We start from the raw sequence: 10,659 nt of genomic DNA, 5'->3' as shown, positions 1-10,659 counted from the left end.
CGGGCAGGGCGCCTGGTGCCGCCGCCGCGCCGATCGCGCGCCAGCCCGGCGGCAGCGTCGTCCCCGCGGGGAAGGTCGCGAGCAGGGCGTGGTCCTCGCCGCCGGTGCGAACCCACCGCTCGGCGTCGGCGCCGAGCGCCGCGGCGCAGGCGACCAGCTCGGCATCGGGCGCGAGCAGCGCACCGTCGAGCGCGATGGTCACGCCGGAGGCCCGGGCGAGCGCCCGCGCGTCGCGGAGGAGCCCGTCGGAGACATCGGTGAGCGCGGTCGCGCCCGCGTCGGCGGCCTGCGGCCCCGCGGGGAGCGGGGGCGCCGGGCACCGGTAGGTCTCGACCAGGCCGTCGAAGCCGTCGTACCCCGCCAGCAGGACGTCCAGGCCCGCCGCGGAGTGACCGAGCGTGCCGCGGACGGCGACCACGTCGCCCGGGCGCGCACCGGACAGCAGTACGGGCGCCCGGCCCTGCAGGTCGCCGAGCACGGTGACGGCGAGCAGCACCTGCTCCGTGCGGACCACGTCGCCGCCGGCGATCGCTCCGCCGGCCTCCGCGGCTCCGCGGGTGGTGCCGCGGGCGATGCCTGCCACGACGTCCTCGCCGGTCCCGGACGGGCAGCCCAGCGTCACGGTGAACGCGGTGCACACGGCTCCCATGGCCGCGATGTCGGCGGCGTTCTGCGCGATCGCGCGGCGGCCCACGTGCTCGGGGGTCGTGAGGTCGAACCGGAAGTGGCGCCCCTCGACGATCGCGTCCGAGGAGACGACGACCCGTCCGTCGGGCGCGGCGACGACCGCCGCGTCGTCGCCCGGGCCGATCGGCACCCGCGGATCCGGCCCCACACCGCCGGTGGCCAGCGCGATCACGCCGTCCTCCCCGAGCTCCGCCACGGTGCGCACGCGGTCCTGCGCAGGGCTGTCCGGCTCCTCTGATGTCATCGCGGCTACCGTATCGGACGTGAGCGATGCAGACGACGAGACCACCGCGGCCCACGACGCGAAGGCGCGCCGGAGCCCCGCCTTCCTCGCGACGGCGGTGGCGCTACCGGTGGCGGTGGTGGCCTGCTTCATCGTCTTCCTCGTGCTGGCGCAGCAGAAGCAGGGTGACGCCCGCGACGCCGCCGAGGCCGGGCACCTGAAGTCGGTGGCGGCGCCGGCGTCGGGCGATGCGGCGTGTTCGGCGCTGCTCGGGGCGCTCCCCGCCGACCTCGACGGCTACCGGCGCAGCGGCGACAGCGAGCCCGCCGGCTTCGCGCGGTGGACGAGCGCGAAGGCGGGTGCGGTGGAGGTGCGGTGCGGCACCGACCGCCCTGCGGACCTGACGTCGACCGCGAAGCTGCAGATCATCAACGGGGTGCAGTGGCTCCAGGCCACCCCTGCGGGGGCGCCCGCGCCCGACGGCGGCAGCTACTGGACGGCAGTCGACCATCGCCCGTACGTCACGCTCTGGGTGCCCGACGGTGCCGGCACCTCGGCAGTGCAGGCCACCTCCGATGCGATCCGCGAGCACCTGCAGGCCGCCTCCCTCGATCTCGGAAGGTAGGCCGGACCGCCCCGACGGCTACCGGAGGCCGGTGCCCCGGGCGAGCGCGGTCTCGATGAGCACCGTGAGCAGCTCGGCGTAGCCGACCCCGGACTCGGCCCACATACGCGGGTACATCGACGTCGACGTGAAGCCCGGCATGGTGTTGACCTCGTTGATCACGGGACCGTCGGGCGTCTGGAAGAAGTCCACCCGCGACAGTCCCTGGCAGTCGAAGGCGTGGAAGGCCCGCACCGCGAGGTCGCGGATCACGGCCGCCTGCTCCTCGGTGAGGTTCGCCGGCACGGTGTACTGCGCGCGGTCGTCGAGGTACTTGGTCTCGAAGTCGTAGAAGGCGTGCTCGGCGTCGGCCGCCATCTCGATCTCGGCGATCGCCGATGCGGCGACGCTGCCGTCGGGCCGCTCCAGAACGCCGATCTCGACCTCGCGGCCGATCACGGCGGCCTCGATGATGACCTTCGGGTCCCACCGGCGGGCCTCGGCGATCGCGGCGGGCAGCTCGGCCAGGTCGGTGACCCGGGTGATGCCGATCGACGAGCCGCCGCGGGCGGGTTTGACGAAGAGTGGCAGGCCCAGGCGGTGCAGGACGTCCGACGGGACCTCGGTGTCGCGCTGGCGCAACACGTGGAAGTCGCCCACGGGCAGGCCGTCGGCGGCGAGCAGCTTCTTCGCGAACTCCTTGTCCATGCCCGCCGCGGAGGCCAGCACGCCCGCCCCCACGTAGGGCACGCCGACCATCTCCAGCAGTCCCTGCAGGGTGCCGTCCTCACCGTAGGGGCCGTGCAGGACGGGGAAGACGACGTCGACGCTCCCGAGCACGGAGCCCGCGGCGTCGGCGTTCACGGACACCAGTTCGGCGCCGGGGAGGAAGGCGAGATCGGTCGGCCCCTCGGGGACGCTGGGCAGGCTGCGGTCCGCGAACCGCAGGGCGTCGGCGTCGCCGTCGGAGAGCACCCATGCGCCCGCCTGCGTGATCCCCACGGGGACCACCTGGTAGCGCTCGGGATCGAGGTGGGCGAGGATGCTGCCCGCCGACACGCACGAGACCGCGTGCTCGCTGCTGCGCCCGCCGAAGACCACTGCCACCCTGATTCGCTCCGTCACGGTCGCCCACCTTACGTGTCGGCCGTGCGGAGGGCCACGGGGTTCCCCTGCGCTCCGCGAGCGCGGCTAGTCGACGTCCTGGGGACGCCATTCGCCGCCGACGTCGCGATTGAGCAGGTCGTCCATGGCGCGGGAGACGGGCACCCCGTCGTAGCAGACGGCGCGCACGGCCTCGGTGAGCGGCATCTCGACGCCCACGCGCCGGGCGAGGTCCGCGATGGAGATGCAGGACTTGGCGCCCTCCGCGACCTGGCCGTGCGCGGCGGCCTGCGCCTGCTCGACGGTCATGCCCTGGCCCAGGCGCGCACCGAAGCTGAAGTTGCGGGACTGCGGCGAGCTGCACGTGGCGACCAGGTCGCCCACACCGGCGAGGCCGGCCAGCGTCAGGGGCTGGGCACCGAGCGCCGTGCCGAGGCGCAGTGTCTCGGCGAGGCCGCGGGTGATGATCGCCGCACGCGAGTTCTCCCCCAGGTTGATCCCGGACGCGATGCCGCAGACGAGGGCGATGACGTTCTTCGTGGCGCCGCCGATCTCGCAGCCAACGACGTCGTCGCTGGTGTAGGGCCGGAAGTAGTCGGTGCGCACGAGGTACTGGGTGCGGGAGGCGCGGTCGGCGTTGTCGGAAGCGACGACGGCGAGTGTGGGCTGCCCCGTGGCGATCTCCTTGGCGAAGTTCGGCCCGGTGAGCACGGCGAGACGATCCCGGTCGATGCCCGCGGCGTCGACGACCACCTCGCTCATCCGGTCCAGCGTCCCGATCTCGATGCCCTTGGCCAGGTTCACGACGGTGACATCGGGCGGGATCAGGTGGCCCCAGTCGCGCAGGTTGGCGCGCAACGACTGTGAGGGAACGGCCAGCACCACGAGCCCGGCGCCGCGCATCGCCTCCTCCGGATCGTGCGTCGCGGAGAGGTTCTCGGGAAGCACGCCCTCGGGCAGGTACTGCGCGTTGATCCGGGTCTCGTTGATCTGGTCGGCGATCTCCTGACGGCGGCACCACATGCGCACCCGATGCGGCTCCGGGCGGGTGGCCTCCGCGAAGACCTTCGCCATCGCGGTTCCGAACGAACCCGCCCCCATCACCGCAACGTCGACCATCCCGAGCCCCTCCTCGCATCGCACCGCCCACCGGATTCGTGGCCGTCCCGGGCGAGCCTATCGCCCGCCCGGAGACGGCGGGTTCGGTTCGGCACGCCTAGATTGGTGCTCATGAGCTCACCGCACGGGGACTCCGCATCCCCCGCCGTCGCCGTGGTGACCGCCGTGAAGTCGCTCGACGCCGCCAAGTCCCGTTTCGCCGCGCCCGGAGACGGTCTGCGCGAAGCGGTCCCCGGGCTGGTGCTCGCGATGCTGCTCGACACCCTTGCAGCGGCGGCCGCGACCCCCGGCGTCATCGGGGTCCACGTGGTCTCACCGGATCCGGCCGTGCGCGCCGCGGCCGAGGCCGCCGGGGCGCGTACCGTCGACGAGCCCGAACCCGGCGGGTTGAACGCGGCCCTCACGGCCGGGGCGCGCGCGGCCCGCGCCGAGCACGGCCCGGCCGTGGCCGTCCTGGCACTGCAGGCGGACCTGCCCGGGATCACGGCCGCCGAGCTCGGGGCGTTCCTCGCTGCGACCGCCGCCCGACGGGGCTTCGTACCCGACCACGCCGGTACCGGTACGGCGGCGTTGTACGCGCCGCCGGGCACGCAGCTGGAGCCCGCGTTCGGGCCGGATTCGGCGGCGGCGCACCTGTCCGGCGGCGCCGTCCGGCACGCCGGACCGTGGCCCGGCCTGCGCACGGACGTCGACACCCCACAGGACCTCGCCGGCACGGGCCCCCTGGGCGAGCGCACGACGGCGGCGCTCGCCGCGGCCGATCGGGGCTTCACGTCGAAGACACGCGTCCGATACGCCAGAATGGACCGGTGACGACCGAGCCTGACGCCCCCTCCGCCGAACCGACGTCGACGGCCACCCCGAGCACCGCGGTGGCCGAGCCGGCCCTCCCGCCCTCGGGGCGGCCGACGGCGATCCCGACCGCGCCGCCCGCGGCGCCCGCCGAGGTGACCAGCGACCTGCCCGCGGACCGCTATCTCAACCGGGAGCTGAGCTGGCTCGACTTCAACGCGCGGGTGCTGGCGATGGCCGAGGACGCCTCGCTGCCGCTGCTCGAGCGCGCGAAGTTCCTGGCGATCTTCGCCTCGAACCTCGACGAGTTCTTCATGGTCCGCGTGGCCGGCCTCAAGCGACGCGACCAGATGGGGCTGTCGGTCCGCTCGGCCGACGGGCTCTCGCCCCGGGAGCAGCTGCGGCTGATCTCCCAGCGGACCCAGGAGCTCTCGCACAAGCACGCCCTGGTCTTCAGCGACGCGGTGCGCCCGGAGCTGGCGGCACAGGGCATCTCCGTGGTCAGCTGGTCGGACCTGACGCCGGACGAGCGCGAGAACCTCACCGCCTACTTCCACACGCAGGTCTTCCCGGTGCTCACGCCGCTCGCGGTCGACCCCGCGCACCCCTTCCCGTACATCTCGGGACTCTCCCTGAACCTGGCGGTGGCGGTCGTGGACTCGACCACGGGCGGCGAGCATTTCGCCCGGGTGAAGGTGCCGGACAACGTCGCCCGCATGGTCGCCGTGCGCAGCGAGCGGATGGACCACGCAGTCCTCCCCCTCGAGGACCTGATCTCGGCGCACCTCGACGTCCTGTTCCCGGGGATGACGGTCTCCGAGCACCACGTCTTCCGGATCACGCGCAACGCGGATTTCGAGGTCGAGGAGGATCGCGACGAGGACCTGCTGCAGGCGCTCGAGCGGGAGCTCGCGCGGCGCCGCTTCGGCTCGCCGGTGCGCCTGGAAGTGGCGGAGGACATGTCGGAGCACATGCTCGACCTGCTCCTGCGCGAGATGGACGTGGACCCGGCCGATGTCATCACGGTGCCCGGACTGCTGGATCTGAACTGCATGTTCGAGTTGTACGGGGTGGACCGTCCGGACCTGAAGGAGAAGCCCTTCGTCCCCGTCACCCATCCGGCGTTCGGCGAGCGGGAGACCCCGAAGAGCGTCTTCTCCACGCTCCGCGAGGGCGACGTGCTCGTGCACCACCCTTACGACTCCTTCTCGACCAGCGTGCAGCGGTTCATCGAGCAGGCGGCCGCCGATCCCCACGTGCTGGCGATCAAGCAGACCCTGTACCGCACGTCGGGCGATTCGCCGATCGTCGATGCGCTGATCGATGCGGCCGAGGCCGGCAAGCAGGTCGTGGCTCTGGTGGAGATCAAGGCGCGCTTCGACGAGCAGGCGAACATCAAGTGGGCGCGGAAGCTGGAGCAGGCCGGCGTGCACGTGGTCTACGGTCTGGTCGGCCTCAAGACGCACTGCAAGACCTGCCTGGTGGTCCGGCGCGAGGGCTCGACGATCCGTCGCTACTGCCACATCGGCACCGGCAACTACAATCCGAAGACCGCGCGGCTGTACGAGGACGTCGGCCTGTTCACCGCCGATCCCGATCTGGGCGCGGACCTGACCGACCTGTTCAACCGGCTGACGGGCTACTCCCGCAAGGAGGAGTACCGCAATCTGATGGTGGCGCCGCACGGCATCCGGTCGGGCATCGTCGAGCGGATCGACCGGGAGATCGAGCTGCAGCGTGCGGGCAAGCCCGCCGGTGTGCAACTCAAGGCGAACGCCGTGGTGGATGAGCAGATCATCGACGCGCTGTACCGGGCGAGCCAGGCGGGAGTGGCGGTGGAGGTCGTGGTGCGCGGCATCTGCGCCCTGCGCCCCGGAGTCCCCGGGGTGAGCGAGAACATCACCGTCCGATCGATTCTCGGGCAGTTCCTCGAGCACTCCCGGATCCTGCACTTCCGCGGCGCGGACGAGTTCTGGATCGGCAGCGCCGACATGATGCACCGCAATCTCGACCGCCGCGTCGAGGTCATGGCGCAGGTGAAGGATCCGCGCCTTGCGCGGCAGCTGGGCGAGATGTTCGACTCCGCACTCGATCCCGCGACCCGCTGCTGGGTGCTCGACGGTGACGGCAACTGGAACGCCTCCCCGGTCCCGGGCGAGAGCGTGCGGGATCACCAGCGGGAACTGATGCGCGCGCACCGCGCGAGCCAGCGGTGAGCGGCGGAGGCGAGGGCGCGGTCGTCCGCGCCTCCGGGGGCGTGCTCTGGCGTCCCGCCCCGGACGGCCCCGAGGTGGCTGTGGTGCACCGGCCCCGGTACGACGACTGGTCCCTGCCCAAGGGCCACGTGGAGCCCGACGAGAACCCCGTCGTGGCGGGCCTGCGGGAAGTGGTCGAGGAGACGGGCTTCTCGGCCCGGTTCGTGCGCTCGGTCGGTCAGGTCTCCTACGACGTGCCTCGGCGCAAACGGCACGGCGCGGGCGGGGCGACCGTGCGCAAACGCGTCGGGTACTGGTCCGCCCTCGCGGGTTCGGGCGTCTTCGCCCCCAATGAGGAGACCGACGAGTTGCGCTGGCTGCCCGTGCCGGCGGCCACGGCGCTGCTGAGCTATCCGATCGACCGGCGGATCCTGCGGGCCTTCGGCGCGCAGCCGCGGTCCACCGCGACGATGCTCATCGTCCGCCACGCCAAGGCCGGCCGGAAGCAGGGCTACCAGGGGGACGACCTCGCGCGCCCGCTGGACCGCAACGGGAGGGCCCAGGCGGAGGCGCTGGTGGACCTGCTGTCGGCCTTCGGGCCCGGGCGCCTGCTCTCCGCGCCGCCGGTGCGGTGCACGCAGACCCTGGAGCCCCTGGCCGCCGAGACGGGCCTGCCCCTGGTGGAAGAGCCGACGATGTCGGAGACGGCCTACGCCCGCGATCCGGCGGCCGCACACCGCCGGATCCGCGAGATCGCGCGGACGGGCGAGGAATCGGGCACCGTGCCGGTCGTGTGCAGTCAGGGCGGGGTCATCCCCGACCTCACCGCGTGGTGGGCCGGGGCGGACGACGTGCGCCTCCCGGCGGCCCGCAACCGCAAGGCCAGCGTCTGGGTGCTGACCACTGATCGTGGGCGCCTGCTGACCATGGACCACATCGACAGCCCGCTGCCCCTGGAGCACTGAGGCGTCCAGGGGCAGCGGGCCCGACGGGGTCGGACTACTTCTTGGCGGCCTTCTTGGCGGGAGCCTTCTTGGCCGGTGCCTTCTTCGCGGGCGCCTTGGTCGCCGCCTTCTTGGCGGGCGCCTTGGTCGCAGCCTTCTTGGCGGGCGCCTTGGTCGCCGCCTTCTTCGCGGGAGCCTTGGTCGCGGCCTTCTTCGCCGGCGTGGTCTTCGCCGGTGCCTTCTTGGCGGGAGCCTTGGTCGCGGCCTTCTTGGCGGGAGCCTTGGTCGCCGCCTTCTTGGCGGGCGCCTTGGTCGCGGCCTTCTTCGCGGGGGCGGCCTTGGTCGCCTTCGCCGGCGCCTTCTTCGCGGCGGCCTTGGTAGCGGTCGCCTTGGCGGCCTTCGCGGGCGCCTTCTTGGCCGCCGTCTTCTTGGCGGGTGCGGCCGTGGCCGAGCTGCGGCGCACCGCGGGGCCCGAGGCCGGCAGCTTGGCCGAACCGGAGATCACGGCCTTGAACTGGGCACCGGGACGGAACGCGGGAACGGAGGTGGGCTTGACCTTCACGGTCTCGCCGGTGCGGGGGTTGCGGGCCACACGGGCGGCGCGCTTGCGCTGCTCGAAGACACCGAACCCCGTGATGGTGACGGACTCACCGGAGTGGACGGCACGGACGATCGTGTCCACGATCGCCTCGACGGCGGCGCCGGCGGTCCGGCGGTCGGTGCCCAGCTTCTCGGTGAGCGCCTCGATCAGTTCTGCCTTGTTCATGGACGATCTTCCCTCTGTGGTCGGAGGCTCACCGCTGAGCCAACTAGGGACACCGTAAACGCACAATTGCATTCAATCCAAGAGCCACGCCAGATTTGATCGAAGGTGTGTCGGAATGACAAGTGGCGGCACCGGTTCGATCCGGCGCCGCCACGGGCGGGTCACGACGCTACAGCGTGACGGGTTTGTATGCGGGCCTGCGGTTTTCGAAATCCGTGATCGCCTCGTCCTGCTGCAGAGTGATGCCGATGTCGTCCAGACCCGCCATCAGGCGGTGTCGGACCGGGTCATCGATCGTGAAGGGCACTACCAAGTCCCCGGCGGTCACCGTCCTGCCCTCCAGGTCGACGGTGATCTCCAGTCCGGGCTCGTTCTCGAGGGCCTTCCAGAGCAGCTCGACGTTCTCCTGCTCGACGAGAGCGGCCACGAGGCCCGCCTTGCCCGAATTGCCGCGGAAGATGTCCGCGAACCGCGACGAGATGACCACCCGGAAGCCGTAGTCCATCAGCGCCCAGACGGCATGCTCGCGCGAGCTCCCGGTGCCGAAGTCCGGTCCGGCGACCAGCACCGAGCCGCGGTCGTAGGGCGGGGTGTTGAGGATGAAGTTCGGATCGGCACGCCAGGCCGAGAACAGGCCGTCCTCGAATCCGGTGCGGGTCACGCGCTTGAGGTAGACCGCGGGGATGATCTGGTCGGTGTCGACGTTGGTGCGGCGCAGCGGCACGCCGATGCCGGTATGGGTGACGATGGCTTCCATCTTCTTCTCTCCTTGTGCTGCGATGGGCGCTACGCGCCGGCGACGGGGGCCAGATCGGCCGGGGCCGAGAGGGTGCCGCGCACGGCCGTCGCGGCGGCGACCGCCGGCGAGACCAGATGCGTGCGACTGCCCTTGCCCTGCCGCCCCTCGAAGTTGCGGTTCGACGTGGAGGCGGAGCGCTCGCCCGCGGCGAGCTGATCGGGGTTCATTCCCAGACACATCGAGCATCCCGCCTGGCGCCACTCGGCTCCGGCGTCGAGGAACACCCGGCCCAGCCCTTCCTCCTCGGCCTGGGCGCGGACGCGCATCGAACCGGGGACGACCAGCATCCGGACCCCGTCGGCCACCTTGCGGCCGCGCAGGATCTCGGCGACGGCGCGCAGATCCTCGATCCGGCCGTTGGTGCAGGAGCCGACGAAGACGGCGTCCACCGCGATGTCGCGCAGCGGGGTGCCCGCCTCGAGACCCATGTACTCCAGGGCCTTCGCGGCGGTCTCCTTCTCGCCGTCCGAGCCGAAGGACTCCGGGTCGGGCACGGAGGCGCTCAGCGGGGCTCCCTGGCCGGGGTTGGTGCCCCAGGTAACGAAGGGGGTCAGCGCGCTGCCGTCGATGTCGACCTCGGCATCGAAGGTCGCGCCCTCATCGGTGCGGAGCGCGTCCCAGGCCTCGATCGCCGCGTCCCAGTCCGCACCCTTCGGCGCGTGCTCCCGCCCTTGGATGTAGTCGTAGGTGATCCGGTCGGGCGCGATCATGCCTGCGCGGGCACCCGCCTCGATCGACATGTTGCAGATGGTCATCCGGGCCTCCATCGAGAGCTTCTCGATGGCGCTGCCGCGGTACTCGAGCACGTATCCCTGGCCACCGCCGGTCCCGATCTTGGCGATGATCGCCAGGATCAGGTCCTTGGAGGTGACGCCCGGCTGCAGTTCGCCGGAGACGTTGATCGCCATGGTCTTGAAGGGCTTGAGCGGCAGCGTCTGCGTCGCCAGGACGTGCTCGACCTCGGAGGTGCCGATCCCCATGGCGATGGCGCCGAAGGCCCCGTGCGTGGAGGTGTGACTGTCGCCGCAGACGACGGTCATGCCCGGCTGGGTCAGTCCCAGCTGCGGTCCCATCACGTGGACGATGCCCTGCTCGCCGTCGCCCATGGAGTGCAGCCGGACGCCGAACTCGGCGCAGTTGCGGCGCAGCGTCTCGACCTGCGTGCGGGAGACCTCGTCGGCGATGGGTTGGACCAGCGTGTCGGTGGGCACGTTGTGATCCTCGGTGGCGATCGTGAGGTCGGGTCGTCGCACCGGCCGGCCGGCCAGACGCAGGCCGTCGAAGGCCTGCGGACTGGTCACTTCGTGCACGAGATGCAGGTCGATGTAGATGAGGTCGGGCTCGCGCGAGGCCCCCTCGCCCTCCCCCTTGACGACGACGTGCTGGTCCCAGACCTTCTCGGCCATTGTGCGCGGCTGCATGATTC

General features: G+C 71.9%; 10 protein-coding genes. 4 read left to right on the top strand and 6 right to left on the bottom strand.

The features are described from left to right. Positions 1–931: thiamine-phosphate kinase (locus FK530_RS20670; RefSeq protein WP_146488858.1), on the bottom strand; the 931-nt coding region annotated here is incomplete at its 3' end. Between the two features lie 19 nt (positions 932–950). Here FK530_RS20670 and FK530_RS20665 point away from each other — a divergent pair. After that, entirely contained in the window at positions 951–1,535 is a 585-nt protein-coding gene (locus FK530_RS20665) for a DUF3515 domain-containing protein (protein ID WP_158645162.1), read from the top strand. 18 nt (positions 1,536–1,553) lie between these two features. Here the strand turns inward: FK530_RS20665 and FK530_RS20660 are convergent, their stop codons facing one another. Then, positions 1,554–2,639: a D-alanine--D-alanine ligase family protein gene (locus tag FK530_RS20660; RefSeq protein WP_146488856.1), complete on the bottom strand. Its 1,086-nt coding sequence runs from the start codon at positions 2,637–2,639 to the stop codon at positions 1,554–1,556. Between the two features lie 66 nt (positions 2,640–2,705). Then, positions 2,706–3,737 carry an NAD(P)H-dependent glycerol-3-phosphate dehydrogenase gene (locus tag FK530_RS20655; RefSeq protein WP_146488855.1) on the bottom strand — a complete coding sequence of 344 codons (1,032 nt, stop codon included), beginning with the start codon at positions 3,735–3,737 and terminating at the stop codon, positions 2,706–2,708. A gap of 111 nt (positions 3,738–3,848) precedes the next feature. Between FK530_RS20655 and cofC the strand changes: the two genes are divergently transcribed. The 3 genes from cofC to FK530_RS20640 are packed head-to-tail and all read left to right on the top strand — an operon-like array spanning position 3,849 to position 7,689. Beyond that, the gene (gene cofC, locus FK530_RS20650) at positions 3,849–4,550 is read left to right on the top strand and encodes a 2-phospho-L-lactate guanylyltransferase (RefSeq protein WP_146488854.1); all 702 of its coding nucleotides are present in this window, start codon (positions 3,849–3,851) and stop codon (positions 4,548–4,550) included. Positions 4,551–4,609: 59 nt separating this feature from the next. Continuing rightward, positions 4,610–6,745 (top strand): RNA degradosome polyphosphate kinase, encoded by a 2,136-nt coding sequence (locus tag FK530_RS20645; protein ID WP_231706736.1) that lies wholly within the window; start codon positions 4,610–4,612, stop codon positions 6,743–6,745. Further along, on the top strand, positions 6,742–7,689 hold the full coding sequence (locus FK530_RS20640) for an NUDIX hydrolase (protein ID WP_146488852.1): 948 nt from the start codon (positions 6,742–6,744) through the stop codon (positions 7,687–7,689). Before FK530_RS20645 ends, FK530_RS20640 begins: the two co-directional genes overlap by 4 nt. Positions 7,690–7,723: 34 nt before the next feature. Here the strand turns inward: FK530_RS20640 and FK530_RS20635 are convergent, their stop codons facing one another. The 3 genes from FK530_RS20635 to leuC all read right to left on the bottom strand — a co-directional run bounded on the left by FK530_RS20635 (position 7,724) and on the right by leuC (position 10,654). Beyond that, positions 7,724–8,434, bottom strand: coding sequence for an HU family DNA-binding protein (locus FK530_RS20635; protein WP_146488851.1), 711 nt, complete (start codon positions 8,432–8,434; stop codon positions 7,724–7,726). A 169-nt stretch (positions 8,435–8,603) separates the two neighbouring features. Continuing rightward, positions 8,604–9,191 (bottom strand): 3-isopropylmalate dehydratase small subunit, encoded by a 588-nt coding sequence (leuD, locus tag FK530_RS20630; RefSeq protein WP_146488850.1) that lies wholly within the window; start codon positions 9,189–9,191, stop codon positions 8,604–8,606. Between the two features lie 29 nt (positions 9,192–9,220). Next, positions 9,221–10,654, bottom strand: coding sequence for a 3-isopropylmalate dehydratase large subunit (leuC, locus tag FK530_RS20625; RefSeq protein WP_146488849.1), 1,434 nt, complete (start codon positions 10,652–10,654; stop codon positions 9,221–9,223). Positions 10,655–10,659 lie beyond the last annotated feature (5 nt).

The sequence above is a fragment of the Tsukamurella conjunctivitidis genome, from assembly GCF_007858475.1.
Lineage (GTDB): Bacteria > Actinomycetota > Actinomycetes > Mycobacteriales > Mycobacteriaceae > Tsukamurella > Tsukamurella conjunctivitidis.
The sequence above is the reverse complement of the archived record's forward strand: the minus strand, read 5'-3'. Positions and strand labels throughout refer to the sequence as shown.

Excerpts from the sequence above, each read along its gene's own strand:
- FK530_RS20655 (WP_146488855.1), bottom strand. The coding sequence starts at position 3,737 with ATGGTCGACGTTGCGGTGATGGGGGCGGGTTCGTTCGGAACCGCGATG.
- FK530_RS20635 (WP_146488851.1), bottom strand. The coding sequence starts at position 8,434 with ATGAACAAGGCAGAACTGATCGAGGCGCTCACCGAGAAGCTGGGCACC.
- leuD (WP_146488850.1), bottom strand. The coding sequence starts at position 9,191 with ATGGAAGCCATCGTCACCCATACCGGCATCGGCGTGCCGCTGCGCCGC.
- cofC (WP_146488854.1), top strand. The coding sequence starts at position 3,849 with ATGAGCTCACCGCACGGGGACTCCGCATCCCCCGCCGTCGCCGTGGTG.
- leuC (WP_146488849.1), bottom strand. The coding sequence starts at position 10,654 with ATGCAGCCGCGCACAATGGCCGAGAAGGTCTGGGACCAGCACGTCGTC.